Source organism: Paenibacillus sp. OAS669 (genome assembly GCF_014873645.1).
GTDB classification, from domain to species: Bacteria; Bacillota; Bacilli; order Paenibacillales; family NBRC-103111; genus Paenibacillus_S; species Paenibacillus_S vulneris.
In genome coordinates this window covers 135,150-150,965 of sequence record NZ_JADBDR010000001.1, presented here as the reverse complement: position 1 = coordinate 150,965, position 15,816 = coordinate 135,150, and the positions used below count along the sequence as shown (strand labels likewise).

The 15,816-nt window shown below is 49.7% G+C and carries 12 protein-coding genes; 11 read left to right on the top strand and 1 reads right to left on the bottom strand.

Translation table 11 applies throughout. From position 1 onward, the window contains the following. The first annotated feature begins 26 nt into the window (after positions 1-26). From GGC63_RS00590 to GGC63_RS00575, 4 genes are all read left to right on the top strand, one after another. Positions 27-1,319 carry an ABC transporter substrate-binding protein gene (locus GGC63_RS00590; RefSeq protein WP_192700684.1) on the top strand — a complete coding sequence of 431 codons (1,293 nt, stop codon included), beginning with the start codon at positions 27-29 and terminating at the stop codon, positions 1,317-1,319. Positions 1,320-1,396: 77 nt separating this feature from the next. Next, positions 1,397-2,725, top strand: a complete 1,329-nt coding sequence (locus GGC63_RS00585) for an ABC transporter substrate-binding protein (RefSeq protein ID WP_192700683.1) — start codon at positions 1,397-1,399, stop codon at positions 2,723-2,725. Between the two features lie 169 nt (positions 2,726-2,894). Further along, complete coding sequence (locus tag GGC63_RS00580; protein ID WP_192700682.1) at positions 2,895-4,217, top strand: replication-associated recombination protein A; 1,323 nt, start codon at positions 2,895-2,897, stop codon at positions 4,215-4,217. A gap of 209 nt (positions 4,218-4,426) precedes the next feature. Beyond that, positions 4,427-5,767 carry a hemolysin family protein gene (locus GGC63_RS00575; RefSeq protein WP_192700681.1) on the top strand — a complete coding sequence of 447 codons (1,341 nt, stop codon included), beginning with the start codon at positions 4,427-4,429 and terminating at the stop codon, positions 5,765-5,767. Positions 5,768-5,919: 152 nt separating this feature from the next. On the opposite strand, the gene mnmA is transcribed toward GGC63_RS00575, so the two are convergent. Continuing rightward, positions 5,920-7,005 (bottom strand): tRNA 2-thiouridine(34) synthase MnmA, encoded by a 1,086-nt coding sequence (gene mnmA / locus GGC63_RS00570; RefSeq protein ID WP_192700680.1) that lies wholly within the window; start codon positions 7,003-7,005, stop codon positions 5,920-5,922. A 259-nt stretch (positions 7,006-7,264) separates the two neighbouring features. Here mnmA and cymR point away from each other — a divergent pair, with 259 nt between their 5' ends. The 7 genes from cymR (at position 7,265) to alaS (ending at position 15,722) form a co-directional block, all read left to right on the top strand. Further along, positions 7,265-7,684, top strand: coding sequence for a cysteine metabolism transcriptional regulator CymR (gene cymR / locus GGC63_RS00565; protein WP_079912939.1), 420 nt, complete (start codon positions 7,265-7,267; stop codon positions 7,682-7,684). 17 nt (positions 7,685-7,701) lie between these two features. Further along, positions 7,702-8,850: a cysteine desulfurase family protein gene (locus tag GGC63_RS00560; protein WP_192700679.1), complete on the top strand. Its 1,149-nt coding sequence runs from the start codon at positions 7,702-7,704 to the stop codon at positions 8,848-8,850. 45 nt (positions 8,851-8,895) lie between these two features. Continuing rightward, positions 8,896-9,417 (top strand): PRC-barrel domain-containing protein, encoded by a 522-nt coding sequence (locus GGC63_RS00555; protein WP_192700678.1) that lies wholly within the window; start codon positions 8,896-8,898, stop codon positions 9,415-9,417. A gap of 10 nt (positions 9,418-9,427) precedes the next feature. Beyond that, complete coding sequence (locus tag GGC63_RS00550) at positions 9,428-9,625, top strand: hypothetical protein (RefSeq protein ID WP_028549805.1); 198 nt, start codon at positions 9,428-9,430, stop codon at positions 9,623-9,625. Between the two features lie 324 nt (positions 9,626-9,949). After that, complete coding sequence (locus GGC63_RS00545; RefSeq protein ID WP_079912942.1) at positions 9,950-11,020, top strand: AI-2E family transporter; 1,071 nt, start codon at positions 9,950-9,952, stop codon at positions 11,018-11,020. Between the two features lie 262 nt (positions 11,021-11,282). Further along, positions 11,283-12,563: an ArsB/NhaD family transporter gene (locus tag GGC63_RS00540; RefSeq protein WP_079912943.1), complete on the top strand. Its 1,281-nt coding sequence runs from the start codon at positions 11,283-11,285 to the stop codon at positions 12,561-12,563. Between the two features lie 531 nt (positions 12,564-13,094). Continuing rightward, a complete protein-coding gene (alaS, locus tag GGC63_RS00535) occupies positions 13,095-15,722 on the top strand; it encodes an alanine--tRNA ligase (protein ID WP_192700677.1) in 2,628 nt (875 codons plus the stop codon). Positions 15,723-15,816: the final 94 nt, after the last annotated feature.

The following is a 15,816-nucleotide window of genomic DNA, read 5'->3' as shown; positions in this document are numbered from 1 at the left end:
ACTGTTAATGAAAGCGGGGGCTTACGGTGAAAAGATCTCCTTGGTTCATTATGGTTCTTATTTTCCTTGTCCTGGCGGCCGGTTGTTCGGCACCTCCATCGGGTCAAGTACAGCAAGTGAAATCAGCTGATGAAATGCCTTCTGCACCGGTAAAGCTGAGCTTTTATCTTGACGTACCTCTTACCGATGAAGAGTTCGATAAAATCTTCAAGCAGCCGATTGCCGTCAAATACCCTAATGTCACACTCGAACTGATCCGCAAGGGAAAGGGTATGATGCCTCAGGATTTGATGGCTGCAGGGATTGTGCCGGACATTATTCTGGCTGCCAGCACGACGGTAATGAATTGGCAGGGGCTCGGGATGGTGGAGGATTTGGCTCCCCTCATTAAGGGAGCGGGGATTGACATGAACCAGTTTGATCCCGCCATTACCGAATCCTTGAAGATGTACACCACAAGCAATGAAATCATCGGCTTGCCGTATGTCATGAACTGGGTGGCGCTGTTTTACAATAAAGATATTTTCGATAAAATGGCCGTCCCTTATCCGAAGGATGGGATGGATTGGGAAGCCGCGCAGGAATTGAACAAGAAGCTGACCAGAACGGTAGACGGCGTAGAGTACAGGGGTCTTGACCCTGATACCGTCGATAAGATGGGCTTCGGGCTATCCCTGGATTACGTGGATGCGAAGACGGGCAAGGCGATGCTGGATACGCAGGAATGGAAGAAGGTTCTGGAAACAGCATTGATGATAACCAGCATACCCGGACACAACATCGGGGGCAGCTCGATTCCGAACTTTACGGACAAACAAAATACAGCGATGATTGTCGGCGGGATCACATCGGACTTGCAGAGGCTTCACAGCGACGGGCATCCCATGAATTGGGATATGGTCACTATGCCGAACTTCAAGGAAGGTCTCGGTACGGCAAGAGAGCTGGATGCTCACTATATGGTCCTTAATAAGCAAAGCGCCAACAAGCAGGCAGCTTTTCAGGTTATGCGCCACATCATATCAGATGAAGTTCAGAATATTGTTGTCCGTTCGGGACGGCTGTCCAGCTTGAAGCAAACGGAAGAGCATAAAAAAATATTCGCCAGTGATTTACCCGCGCTGCAGGGCAAAAATTTCAATGCGGCGTTTGGCGCCAAAATTCGCAAAAACCACTACACAACACCTTATGACGGGCAAGGGAGATCGGAAATCAAGAAAGCATTGACGGAAATGCAGCAGGGAAAAGATGTCAATACGGCGCTGCGAGACGCGAACGAGCGATTCACCCAATATCTGGAGAAAGAAAAGAAAGGGTAGCGTGTCCCAAAGACGGCATTCTGTCACGGTATGCCTTGGATGGAGTCTGAAGTAGAAAAAAAGGGGAGTTGCATAAAATGAAGTGGAATAAGTCTATAGTCACGGTTGTGGCGTCCAGCATGCTCATTTCCATGCTTGCAGCATGCGGAGGAAATGGTGGAGGTGCGGGGGCCGATAAAGGTACAGCCGACAAGGCCGCCGCCAATTCGGATAACGAGCCGGCGAACCTGGTCGTTTATTCGAACAGCGGTGATTCTCCGGAGAGCTGGAATGAGCGATTCGGCAATGCGCTTAAAGAGAAATTTCCTAACTACAATATCAAGTACATTCAGAAGCAATCGAACTACGGGATTAAGGAGCTGCTCACTTCCGGCGAGACGATCGACATTTACTGGGATTCGATAGGCGGCTTCGCCTCCGGTCTTCTCGATAACGGACTGGAGTATGATATGACGGATTTGGTCAAGAAGCATCAGATCGATTTATCCAAGATTGAGCCGTCCGTGGCCGATTCCATCAAGCAGATTTCCAAGGATAAAATCTACGGTATTCCCGTTTTCAACAACAACATGGTTCTCTACTACAACAAAGATATATTCGATAAATTCGGTGTACCTTATCCGAAAGACGGCATGACCTGGACGGAAGCGAATAAGCTTGCCCAGCAGTTAACACGGGTGGATGGCAAAACCTATATCGGTCTCTCCTCATCCCAGACTCATATGCTTCCTATGAACCAGTTATCGATTCCTTTTGTCGATGCGGCAACCGATAAACCGACCATTTTCACCAATGAAAAGTGGCGCGAGTATTTTGAAACCGTGTTTGTCGGTCCCAGTAAAGCTCAGGGATATGTTGAATACATGAAGGAGCTTAAGGATGCCATTCCGTACCGCAATGAATTTTTGAAGGAGAAGAACGTAGCGATGTTCGCCTGGCTGTCCTCTATCGTCTTCGTATTCCCGGAGGAATTCCAGAGCATGAACTGGGATATGGTATCCCTGCCGACGTTCGACAGCCTGCCTAAGGTCGGTTCGCAGGCGTATCCTACTTATTTCACCGTGACCTCGATGTCCAAGCAAAGAGATCAGGCGATGAACGTAATCAAGTATTTAATCAGCGAGGAGCATCAAACCAAGCTGTCCAAAATCGGAATGATGCCGGTCTTGGATAATGACGCCGTGAAGAAAGTATACGGTCAGGAAAGTATTTTCAAAGGGAAAAACTTCGGCGCCTCGTTCTATAACAAGTTCGCTCCGATCCCTGAAAAATCCCGGTATGATAGCCTTATGCTGACACCATATGCCAAAGCGGTTCCTAAAATCATCCTAACCGGAGACTACAATACCGTATTCCGCTCGACCGAGGAAGATACGATGAAGAAAATAGCGGACGCCAAAAAATAATAGGGGTTTACTAGCTTACGAGACGCAGGAAACGAGCTCTGCTACGGCCAGCGGACTGCGCTGCTCTCCGAATGCGTTTGTAATTCCCTGAGGCTCCTTTATAATAGAGCATGTATGGTACACAACCGTGCATGCTCTATTACAGTTTTCATATAAAGGTAGTGATGGTATGGATTTGTTCTCATTAGCGGCTGAGCAGAATCAGACGGGCAAGCTGCTAGCGGACCGAATGAGGCCGGTTACGCTTAATGAATATATAGGTCAAGAGCATATTGTGGGACCGGGCAAGCTGCTCCGGCGGGCCATTGAGGCGGATCAGGTGACCTCCATCCTGCTCTATGGCCCTCCCGGAACAGGGAAGACGACGCTGGCTCATATTATATCCCATGCGACGCAGGGGGCGTTCGTGAAGCTGAATGCAGTCGACGCTTCGGTGAAGGATGTCCGGGATGTGATTGAACAGGCCAAAACGAACAAGGAGCTGTATGGACGTAAAACCATTCTGTTCCTCGACGAGGTTCACCGTTTCAACACCTCCCGCCAAGATGCGCTGCTGCCTGCCGTGGAGCAGGGAATCATTGTCTTTATCGGTGCGACGACGGAGAACCCGTTTCACCATGTCAACGGGGCGCTGCTGTCCCGTTCGACGCTTTTCGAGCTGCATGCGCTGACGCATGAGCATTCCCTCATGGCGCTGAGGCGTGCGCTCAGCGATCGTGAACGCGGCCTCGGCATGCTGCCGATCGAGGCCGATGAAGACGCGCTCTCGCATTTGGCGCAGATGGCCGGCGGAGATATCCGCCGCGCGCTCAATGCGCTCGAGCTTGCCGCGCTTACCACCCCGCCTGCTGAGGACGGGGCGGTGCGCGTGACGCTTGCGGTCGCCGAGGAGTCGATCCGGCGCCGCATCGTGAAGGCCGACGAGTCGACGCAGTACGACGTCCTGTCGGCCTTCCACAAAAGCGTGCGCGGCTCCAGCGACGCCGCGCTGTTCTGGTTCCTCTATGCCGTCGAGAAGCTCGGCATGGATCCGATGACCTTCCTGCGTCGTCTGATCGTCGCATCCAGCGAGGATATCGGGCTGGCCAATCCCCAAGCCATGGTGCAGTCCGTATCCGCCATGGACGCCTACCACAAGATTGGCTGGCCCGAATCGAAGTACGTGATCGCTCAGGCGATCCTGTTCGCAGTAGAGAGCCCCAAATCGAACGCCATCCCGATGGCGATCAGCAGGGTGATGGCCGCGTTCGACGCTATCGGCTCGGCAGAGGTGCCTATGCATCTCCGGGATACGCATTACGCCGGCGCGGAGAAGCTCGGGCATAAGGGATATAAATATCCCCATGACTACCCGGGTCATTATGTGGAGCAGCAATATGTGCCCGGACCGCTGGTCGGTCAGCATTTTTATGAAGCGTCTCAGCAGGGTATGGAAGATAAGATCAGGCATAATCAGGAGCTTCGCAGAAATAACAGAGGCCCTTCCCGATAACACTAGAAGCTTGATGAACAGCAAAAACGGCCGAATGATGCTTTTTTCGGCCGTTTTTGCCTAATGGTTCAAGCCTTTATACGTTATCTTCACGATTTTTGGGCATAGCACACCGTTTGACTGTATAGCTTATTAATATATAATTTACAATATAAACCAAAGGGAGGTGTACCTATTCACCTTTAAACGGGGGAATAGGGAACGTATTGATGGATGGTGACCCGTTACCCGCGATATGGAATTTTAGTCTCGTGTTATTTCTGGTGTTATTGAACGGCTTCTTCGTGGCTGCTGAGTTTGCCATGGTCAAAGTCCGCAACAGCCGCATTGACGCGCTGGTGCAGGAAGGAAACCGGAACGCCAGATTCGCCAAGACCATCGTGAGCAACATGAACGGTTACTTATCGGCCTGCCAGCTGGGCATCACGCTAGCCTCATTGGCGCTGGGCTGGATAGGCGAGCCCGCGATCGCCAGGCTTCTTGAGCCGGCGCTGCGTCCGCTGCAGCTTTCCACTGCGGTTATTCATACGATCTCCTTTGTCATCGCTTTTACGATCATTACCGCCTTTCACATCACGCTGGGAGAGCAATTCCCCAAAACCTACGCCATCCGCATGTCAGAGAGAGTTACTTTGCTGTCTGCCGGACCTCTCATTTTATTTTACAAGCTCATGTACCCTCTGATCTGGTTTTTAAACGGCACCTCGAACTGGATGCTTCGTAAGGCGGGGATAGAACCGGCAGATGAACACCATACCGTACACACCGAGGAAGAAATTCGTGTTCTGATGAAGGAGAGCAACAAGAGCGGTCTTATCGACAATACCGAATTCACCCTCGTAGACAATATTTTTGATTTTGCGGAGACCAACGCCCGTGAGATCATGATTCCGAGAACCGAGATGATCTGCCTATACGCGGACCTGTCCTACGAAGAAAACCGGATGATTGCTATTACTGAAATGCATACCCGATATCCGGTCTGCAATCCGGACAAAGATAATATTATCGGCTTTGTCCACATCAAGGATTTGCTGAAATCCGACCAGGACATCGATCAGATTCTCAGTATCGTTCGCCCCATCACCAAAGTGCCCGAATCGATGCAAATCAGCGCGCTATTGAAGCTCATGCAGAAGAAAAAGACTCAAATGGCCCTATTGATCGACGAATACGGAGGAACCTCTGGCCTCGTAACGTTCGAGGACATCATTGAAGAAATCGTTGGAGAGATTCAGGATGAGTTTGACGAGGAGCGTCCGCAAATCGAAAAAAAGGACGATGTGACGCATTCCATTGACGGACGTTTGCTTATTGAAGAGGTGAACAGCTATTTCGGATTGGAGATTGAATCAGACGATTATGATACGATCGGCGGCTGGGTCTATTCCCAAGTGGAAATGCCCCCTAGAAAAAGCCAGCGTATCCGCTATGATGACCATTATGATTTTATTATCGATGAAACGGACCAGCTTCGCATTTCGAGAATTGTGGTGAAAAAGAGAGGGAAAGGGCATCCTCACTCGGAGAACCCGTCTGTCAGCATATAGCATTGGAGAAACCTCACAAAGCAGAGCCTTGGCTTCGAGGCCGAACCAGGTAGGTACTTTACGGGGAAAATCCTGAAATAAATACATTCAAAGAAAGGTCACCTTATGGATTCCCATAAAGTGACCCTTTTTGTCCCTTCCAACCGGCAATGTTAAGGAATCATGACATCGATGGTAGCTCCGCCGAGACATTCTTCCCTGTTATAGAACACGACGGATTGTCCGGGAGTAATTGCTTTTTGCGGCTGATCGAAAGTGACCTCACAGGTACCGTCATTGCCGAAAGCAACCGTGACCCCTTGGTCAGGTTGGCGATAACGGAATTTAGCCGTGCAGCGAATGGGAGATTCAGGCAGCTTGCCGCTGATCCAATTGAGATCCGTTGCACGCAGCCCGCTCGAGTACAGGCTTGGATGCTTTTCGCCTTGAACGACATACAGAATATTGTTCTCCAGGTCCTTGGAGGCGACGAACCAAGGCTCACCGCTGCCGGAGCCTCCGATGCCGAGCCCTTGCCGCTGGCCGAGCGTATAATACATCAGGCCGTCATGACGCCCTTTCAGCTCGCCTTCCAGCGTGCGCATATCTCCAGGCTTTGCAGGCAAGTAGCCGCTCAGAAACTCCTTGAAATTGCGTTCCCCGATAAAGCATACACCGGTGCTGTCTTTTTTCTTGGCGGTGGCTAGACCTGCTTTTTCCGCGATGGCACGAACTTCCGGCTTCGGCAGATGGCCGATAGGGAACATGGCCTTGGACAGCTGGTATTGATTCAACGCATTCAGGAAGTACGTCTGATCCTTATTGCTGTCTACCCCACGGAGCAGGCGGAAGAGCCCGTCCTTTTGCTCGACTCTTGCGTAATGGCCTGTCGCGATATAATCGGCGCCCAGCTCCAGAGCTTTTTGCAAAAATTCACCGAACTTGATTTCGCGGTTGCACATCACGTCGGGATTCGGCGTTCTTCCTTTGCGGTATTCATCCAGGAAATACTGAAACACCTTGTCCATGTATTGTTTCTCAAAATTTACCGTATAATAGGGAATACCGATTTGATCGCATACTCGGCGAACGTCCTCCGCATCTTCTTCTGCGGTGCAGTGACCGAATTCGTCGGTATCATCCCAGTTTTTCATGAAAACGCCGATAACCTCGTAGCCCTGCTCCTTCAACAGGAGTGCGGAAACGGAAGAATCGACTCCGCCGGACATACCGAGGACGACACGTGTTTTACTATTCATGCGGGTTACCCCTCCTTACAGCTTGTTCGACCTTAAGCTCGAAGCAGCGGACAATTTCAGGCTGTTCAAGTTGATTCGTTCCAGCATCTGACGAGTACCATCAGAGCTTAGGAAAGTCGTATCTCTTGTATTATACATAGGTTTATTCGAATAATAAAATATTTCATGAATATGTCAAGTTTTTTCTCCCACTTTACTGGGTTTTATGTTACGATATAAAGGATACCAAAATGTATGAAATGTAAATGAGGTGCTTTATTTGAAAATTTCTACCAAAGGCCGTTACGGATTAACCATCATGATGGAATTGGCTACCCGATATGGTGAAGGCCCTACCTCTTTGAAAAGTATTGCCGAGAAGCACCAGCTCTCCGAGCATTATCTGGAGCAATTGGTTGCGCCTTTACGGAATGCGGGCTTGGTTAAAAGTATTCGCGGCGCTTATGGGGGATATATATTATCGAAAACTGCGGAAGACATTTCCGCGGGCGATGTGATTCGGGTGCTTGAGGGTCCGATCAGTCCGGTCGACTTTACCGAAGAAGATGATCCGGCCAAACGCGACCTGTGGGTTCGTATCCGCGACAGCATTGCCGAGGTTCTCGACTCTACATCTTTGCAGGACCTGATATCCTATAAGGATGAAGGACAAAACGATAATTATATGTTCTACATATAATCTAACGGAGCACGGATATGACGTTTATTTACTTCGATCATGCTGCGACAACGCCGGTTCATCCGGAGGTTGTCGAGGCTATGCTGCCCCTATATACACAAACTTTCGGGAACGCCTCCAGTACACATAGCGCAGGAAGAGAAGCCCGTTCCGTTATCCATCAGTCGCGGGATACATTAGCTTCCTTTATCGGCTGCGCGCCTTCCCAAATTATTTTCACAAGCGGTGGAACAGAAAGCGATAATATGGCTTTGTTTGGTGCTGCCTATGCCAGGGCATCTGAAGGGAAGCACATTATTACAACCCAAGCCGAGCATCATGCCGTGCTGCATGCCTGCGAGCATTTGGAACGGCAGGGCTTTGAGGTTACTTATTTGCCTGTCGACATCACCGGACGCGTGCGCATTGCGGATGTAGAGCAAGCGATTCGCCCGGATACTATATTGATAAGCATTATGTACGCTAATAATGAAGTCGGAACGATTCAGCCCGTTATGGAAATCGGTATGATGGCGCGGGAACGCGGCATTTATTTTCATGTGGATGCCGTGCAGGCGCTTGGGAATATCCGTATGGATTTGAGCCGTCTTCCGGTTGATTTCATGAGCTTTTCCGCACATAAGATTAATGGCCCCAAAGGAATCGGAGCGCTGTATGCAGCTAATAGAACAAGAATAGAGCCTCTTCTGTATGGAGGCAATCAGGAACGCAAGCGCCGTCCTGGAACGGAGAACGTCGCCGCCATCGCGGGTTTCGCCAAAGCGGTCCAAATCTTGAGCCAGGACATGTATGAAAAGCAACAAAACTTGGAAAAACTACGTAACGAGATGATTTCGAGGGTTCAACAACAGCTCGGCAGCGAGCAGGCTGTGGTCAACGGACATCCTACAGAGCATGTTCCCCATATCCTGAATATGAGCTTTCCGGGTGTGTCGACGGAAACTATGCTGATGAATTTGGATCTCGAGGGAATAGCGGCCGCTAGCGGCTCCGCTTGTACTTCAGGGTCCCTGGAAGTATCTCACGTTTTGAAGGCTATGGATCTTCCCGAGGAACGGATGGCTTCCGCAATACGTTTTAGCTTCGGCCGCGGAAATACATTGGAACAAATTGAAACGGCAGCTCAAAAAATTGCAACCATCGTAAACCGAGTCCGTAGTACATAGTAAACAAATGTTTATTTAACTAGCTGCTTCAGGAGGAAGTCTCCATTGAAAAGAGCGCGTGACGTGATCGGTTTGCCGATATTTTGCGTACAATCCGGTAAGCAGGTAGGTACGGCCAAGGATTTACTGCTCGGCGACGCTTGGCAGGTTGAAGCCGTACTTCTGGAGACGAAACATTGGTTTGCCGCTCCAAGCTGCGTTATGTGGAAAGACGTTATCGCTTTGGGCGAGGACGCCATTACGATTGAACATGAAGAAGTTATCAGCCGTCTGGATGAAGAGCAAAGTTATACCTCATTGGTTAACGGAGACAGGAAAATAAAGGGCATGCCCGTCTTAACAATAAACGGTCAGCAGCTAGGTATCGTTGACGATGTTTATTTGGATCAAAATAGGGGTAAAAAGGTAATAGGCTACGAATTGACAGAAGGTTTTATCTCCGATTTGAAGGAAGGGCGCAAATGGCTTCCTTTGCCTGATTCCGTTACTGTAGGTAAAGACGCGATTATCGTACCCGTTCACTGCAATGATACATTGGAGGAAAGTATAATACCAATTGAAGAATAGGGTGATTCAGATGCTACGTTGTCCAAATTGCAATTCCAAAGATATCGGCAAAATCGGCTCCCATCAGTTTTATTGCTGGGGATGCTTCATTGAGCTGACGGTGAACGGTGAAAAAATGTCCGTCTATCAGGTTGAAGAAGACGGAACGCTCAGTTCCCTTGATGATTTATTTTTCGAAGAAGAAATGCCTCAAGTCCATGCCAACTAACCCATCGGTTAGGGATTAGACAAACGACATACGGCCGGTCTCAGCGTTTTGCTGGGGCCGGTCTTTTTGTGCCGTGGATTTATAAGATTTCAGGGCATGATCTCGCAAAGTAACGTAAAACAGCTTCGATGGGTAGCGCCCGTTTTGTGGTTCTATTGTTCGTGATAGGTATATTGTGGACGTCGTGTTATTAACCATTGTATTCTGCAGCATTCAAGATATGATCGCCTCAAGCACAATTGTCGGGTGTCTAGGATTAAGATTCCAGGGTTGTACATATACTGTAAGAGTAGGAAAGAACGTGCTCCGAGGCAGGTGATCCGCATGGAACGATTTTATAAGAGCCATCTGTTTACGGTTCTTGTTTATATATTGTTGAGCTTATTGATCCTATTCTTTTTGCTGCAAATTCGTCCAATGATCGTGGCGATCTACGGCTTCCTCAAAGAAATTCTGGCTCCGTTTATAATAGCAATGATCATTTCATATGTGCTGAATCCGGTCGTTTCCCTGCTGAACGCGAGGAAGGTGCCCAGAACGGTCGCCGTGCTGCTCATTTATGCGGTGTTCATACTATCGACCACTGTCGTGCTGATGAATGTGATTCCCATGTTTATGAGCCAGTTGGCGCAGCTGAATAACCATTTGCCTCAGCTGGCTATGAAAGCCCAAGGGTTCGTGGACGGAATGAATAGCGTGCAATTTTTGCCCGACAGCGTACGTACCGGGATCAACCAGTCGCTGGCGAAGCTGGAGAACGGCATTTCGTTAGCCATTTCGCAGTATATAGACGGAATTGGAAGCACGATTAATATGGTATTTATCGCTTTCATTATTCCGTTCCTGGCGTTCTACATTCTCAAAGATTTTCAGCTTATCGAGAAGACAGCTTTGGCTATCGTGCCGAAAGCCAAGCGTAAGCAGGTCGTGACACTGCTCGTTGAAATGGACACGGCGCTCGGTAACTATATCCGAGGTCAATTTCTCGTATGCATGATAGTCGGGGTATTGGCTTATATCGGTTATTGGATCATCGGGATGCCTTATGCGCTGCTGCTGGCACTGGGGGTAGCGATCTTTAATATTATCCCGTATTTGGGACCTTTTTTCGGGGCTGCGCCGGCCATCATCATGGCTGCTACCATTTCATTGAAAATGGTGCTGATGGTCGTTATCGTCAATGCCATTTGCCAAATCCTCGAGGGGAATGTTATTTCCCCGCAGGTGGTAGGAAGATCGCTCAAAATGCATCCTCTGGTCATTATATTCGCCTTGCTGGTAGGCGGCGAGCTGGCCGGTGTGATCGGGCTGATCCTGGCAGTTCCTTTCTTTGCGGTCATGAAGGTGATCCTGCAGCATGTGTTAATGTACTACATCCACCGCAGAACGACTTAACATTCTTTTTGCATAATGGCAGAAATTTCTGGAACCATTGTTGGGTTGATGCGTATTACCATAAGCGCTGAAAAATAAGCGGTACAAGTGCATATGCATATGTTTTTTGGAGGAGCCTGTCACCAAGGGCTCCTTTTTGCCGTTTTCAGGCATACGGTAAGTGCTTCGCAAACTCAGTAACGCTTTCGAAGCAAGTTTGCTTCGCAAACTCAGTAGTGCTTACGAAGCAAGTTTTCTATCGAAAACTCTAAGGAGGGTCAACATGGATCAACAAGCATGGATTGCCATCGGAATTTTTCTAGTCATTTATGCACTCATCATTAGCGAGAAAATTCATCGTACCATCGTAGCGATGATAGGCGGCATCCTGATGGTGGCATTAGGAATTGTAAGCCAGGAAACAGCGGTACATCACATCGATTTTAATACGCTCGGCTTGCTGATCGGCATGATGATTATCGTCGGCATCACAGCGGATACAGGCTTATTCAAGTATATAGCCGTATGGTCGGCCAAGAAGGCGGGAGGACATCCTGTCAGGATTCTCGTCGTATTGTGCCTGGTTACCGCGGTAGGCTCCGCCTTTCTGGATAATGTAACGACCGTATTGCTTATGGTGCCGGTTACGCTTAGCATCACGAGAAAGCTTCAGGTAACACCGATTCCCTATTTCATCTCGCAAATTATGGCCTCCAATATCGGGGGAACCGCTACGTTAATCGGAGATCCGCCCAACATCATGATTGGCAGCGCCGTCAAGGAACTTACGTTCATGGCGTTTATCAATAATTTGTCGCTGATCTCGATCTTGATTTTACTGGCGACGCTGCCCTTTTTCGTTCTGATCTACCGCAAGAAGATTCAAACCACGGATGAGCTGCGTCAAGGCATCATGGAAATGGATGAAAGGTCGGAGATTACCGACACCAGGCTGCTGGTGAAGTGCCTAACGGTACTCGGTTTGACGGTCTTTGGATTTTTTGTGCATCAAGTCCTTCATCTGGAATCGGCTACCGTCGCCTTAGCTGGCGCATTCCTGCTGCTGTTATTAACGGGGGAGCACGCTCTTGAGCAGGCGTTCCATCGGGTAGAATGGACGACGATCTTCTTCTTTGTCGGTTTGTTCGTGCTTGTGTCCGGCCTTGTCGAGACGGAGGTCATAGCAGCCCTTGCGGAATATGCCATAGGCATTACCGGCGGGGACGTAACCAAATCGGCCATCCTTATCCTGTGGCTGAGCGCAATCGCATCCGCATTTCTCGATAACATCCCGTTTGTCGCCACGATGATCCCGCTCATTCAGGAGATGGGAACAATGGGGATTACGAATTTGGAGCCTTTATGGTGGAGCCTGGCGCTAGGCGCTTGTTTGGGAGGCAACGGCTCGCTTATAGGAGCCAGCGCGAATCTGATCGTCGCAGGAATCTCCGGAAGGGAAGGGCATCCTATTTCCTTTATGACTTTTTTCAAGGTCGCGTTTCCGCTTATGCTCTTATCGATTGTCATTGCGAACATCTACATCTATTTGCGATATCTAATGTAAAAGAAACGTTGTCTGTAATGTCGAAGCAAGCTGCTGCCGAGTTGACATGGATATCGTGAAACGTATATAATTTCCTTAATTACTGCAAAAAATGGATAATTAAAAGCGTTGATGAAATTCAGTAAGCCATAGCCCATGATCCAGAGAAGAGGCTCTGGTCCGCATCCATGATGGGGACTAGCTGAGAGAGCCTTTCCATGAAGGATGGCCGAAAGCTCATTTCGGAGTGCGGAACAAATCCGCCGGATGGACTCGTTATTCGTCTAATAAGGAGATTGTGCAGCTTGCAGGCAGGTAGGCATCAATGCGCTTGCATAAGCAGCTGGGCAGTAACCAGGGTGGTACCGCGATCGATTCGTCCCTGTCAGCAGGGGCGTTTTTTTGTTGTTAAGATAGTTTTTGTGGGCTCAGCTGGCGGCTTAACGGGATTGCATTTGATAAAAGGCGGGTCCTTGTACAAGGCTTGCATCCGTCTGCTGACGGAACGGAGTTATCACAAAAACAGACTATATAGTAGGAGGATCAACAATTATGAAAGCCAGTGAAATTCGCTCCAAATGGTTGGCATTTTTCGAAAGCAAGGGACATAAGATCGAGCCGAGTGCTCCGCTTGTTCCTCACAATGACCCGTCGCTCTTATGGATCAACGCGGGTATGGCTCCATTAAAGCCTTATTTCGATGGACGAGTTGTGCCTGATAATCCGCGCATTGCCAATTCCCAGAAGTGTATTCGTACCAATGACATTGAAAACGTAGGTAAAACACGCCGTCACCACACGTTTTTTGAAATGCTGGGCAATTTCTCCATCGGAGATTACTTTAAGGAAGAAGCGATCACCTGGGCTTGGGAGTTCTTGACCGGCAAAGAGTGGCTGGGAATGGACCCGAATCTTCTGTCGGTAACCGTATATCCCGAGGATACCGAAGCTTACGAATTCTGGAACAAGAAAATCGGTCTGCCTGAAGAACGTATCTACAAGCTGGAGGATAACTTCTGGGATATCGGCGAGGGACCTTGCGGACCTTGTACGGAGATTTTCTATGACCGCGGCGACGCTTACGGAGACCTGAACGATCCTGAGTGCTGGCCGGGAGGAGAGAACGAACGCTTCCTGGAAGTGTGGAACCTGGTGTTCTCCCAATTCAACCATAACAAAGACGGCAGCTACACGCCGCTGCCTAACAAGAATATTGATACTGGCGCGGGCTTGGAGCGTTTTGCGAGTGTATTGCAGAATGTGGATTCCAACTTCGATACCGATTTGTTCCAGCCGATTATTCAACAGACCTGCAAGCTGGCAGGGGTGAAATATAATGAGAATGAAGATCACGACGTCGCTTTGAAGGTTATTGCAGACCACATCCGTACCGTAGTTTTATCTGTAGGCGATGGGGTGCTGCCATCCAATGAAGGCCGGGGCTACATCATTCGCCGCCTGCTTCGCCGCGCAGTACGCTACGGAAAAGTACTTGGAATGGATAAACCGTTCCTGTACACTCTGACGCCTGTTGTTGGAGAGGTCATGGGCGTTTACTATCCGGAAGTGGTGGAAAAGCGCGAGTTCATCGAGAAAGTAATCCGTACGGAAGAAGAGCGTTTCCACGAAACCTTGTCCGACGGGCTTATGATCCTGGCGGAAATGACGGAGAAGGCACGCAAAGAAGGCAGCACGCAAATCAGCGGCCCGGATGCCTTCAAGCTGTATGATACCTACGGCTTCCCGTTTGACTTGACGGAGGACTTCGCCGCTGAAAAAGGAATGACGGTAGATAGAGAAGGCTTTGACCGCGCCATGCAGGAGCAGCGTGACCGCGCAAGGGAAGCACGTAAGGATGCGGACAGCATGCAGGTTCAAGGAGGACCGTTGTCCGACTACACGGTTAAAAGTGAGTTTGTTGGGTATACTGAATTGGTAACAACTGCTAAAGTGATTGCTATCGTTCATGAGAATCAATTCGTCGACTTGGTCGGCGTGGGCGAAACCTGCCAGGTCATTCTGGATAAAACGCCTTTCTATGCCGAAAGCGGCGGTCAAGTGAGCGATCATGGCGTGATGACGGCAGGGGAGCTTACGCTGCGTGTCGATGATGTTGGGAAAGCGCCTCATGGCCAGCACGTCCATACCGTAACGGTCGAATCCGGCGTTCTCCGCAAAGGAGATACCGTACAGGCGTCTGTTAACGAGGAGCTGCGCGACGATATTATCAAAAACCATACGGCGACCCATTTGCTGCACAAAGCGTTGAAGGAAGTGCTGGGTGAGCATGTCAACCAGGCGGGTTCCTTGGTAGCTCCGGAGCGTCTGCGCTTCGACTTCTCGCATTTCGGAAGCATTAGTGCGGAGGAGCTGCAGGATATTGAGCAGCGCGTTAACCGGCAAATTTGGAAAAGCACGCCGCTCAACATTTCGCTGAAGCCGATTGCTGAAGCCAAAGCAATGGGAGCAATGGCCCTGTTCGGTGAAAAATACGGCGATGTCGTCCGTGTAGTGCAGGTAGGCGACTACAGCCTGGAACTGTGCGGCGGATGCCATGTTGCCAATACTAGTCAAATCGGCTTGTTCAAAATCGTCGGTGAGTCCGGCATCGGTTCCGGTGTTCGCCGGATCGAGGCAGTAACCGGACGCAATGCGTATGAGTATTTGGATCAGCAGCTTCAGCTGCTTCGCGACTCTGCCGGATTGTTAAAAGCCAACATTCAGGACGTGCCGAAGCGGATTGACGGCCTGTTCGCACAACTGAAGGAGCTGTCCCGCGAGAACGAGTCGCTCAAGGCAAAGCTTGGCAAAATTGAAGCCGGCTCCTTGACGGATCAGGTGAAGGATGTCCAGGGCGTGCCGGTACTGGCTGCTCAAGTAAGCGCAGGAGACATGGAATCGCTGCGCGGCATCCTGGATCAAATGAAAGCCAAGCTCAGCTCAGCGATTATCGTGCTCGGCGCCGCATCCGAGGATAAAGTGAACCTTGTGGCGGCCGTAACGCCAGACTTGATTTCCAAAGGCTTCCATGCCGGCAAGCTGATCAAGGAAACAGCGGCAATCGTAGGCGGCAGCGGCGGCGGACGTCCGGATATGGCGCAGGCGGGAGGCAAAGACGCGTCCAAGCTTCAAGAAGCGCTTCAGCAAGTCGAGAAGCTGGTTGCACAGGTAACGGCGTAAAAATTCAAGCAAGCCTAAAATAAATTTGCTTTGTCAACAGGAATTATTCGACAAACAGCGAATATAAGATGATATCGGCTGTTGTCAGCTATGC

What these genes read in the sequence shown, in the direction of transcription:
- alaS (WP_192700677.1), top strand. Translation starts at nt 13,095, where the DNA reads ATGAAAGCCAGTGAAATTCGCTCCAAATGGTTGGCATTTTTCGAAAGC.
- GGC63_RS00550 (WP_028549805.1), top strand. Translation starts at nt 9,428, where the DNA reads ATGCTACGTTGTCCAAATTGCAATTCCAAAGATATCGGCAAAATCGGC.
- GGC63_RS00545 (WP_079912942.1), top strand. Translation starts at nt 9,950, where the DNA reads ATGGAACGATTTTATAAGAGCCATCTGTTTACGGTTCTTGTTTATATA.
- mnmA (WP_192700680.1), bottom strand. Translation starts at nt 7,005, where the DNA reads ATGAATAGTAAAACACGTGTCGTCCTCGGTATGTCCGGCGGAGTCGAT.
- GGC63_RS00575 (WP_192700681.1), top strand. Translation starts at nt 4,427, where the DNA reads ATGGATGGTGACCCGTTACCCGCGATATGGAATTTTAGTCTCGTGTTA.
- GGC63_RS00540 (WP_079912943.1), top strand. Translation starts at nt 11,283, where the DNA reads ATGGATCAACAAGCATGGATTGCCATCGGAATTTTTCTAGTCATTTAT.
- GGC63_RS00580 (WP_192700682.1), top strand. Translation starts at nt 2,895, where the DNA reads ATGGATTTGTTCTCATTAGCGGCTGAGCAGAATCAGACGGGCAAGCTG.
- GGC63_RS00560 (WP_192700679.1), top strand. Translation starts at nt 7,702, where the DNA reads ATGACGTTTATTTACTTCGATCATGCTGCGACAACGCCGGTTCATCCG.
- GGC63_RS00585 (WP_192700683.1), top strand. Translation starts at nt 1,397, where the DNA reads ATGAAGTGGAATAAGTCTATAGTCACGGTTGTGGCGTCCAGCATGCTC.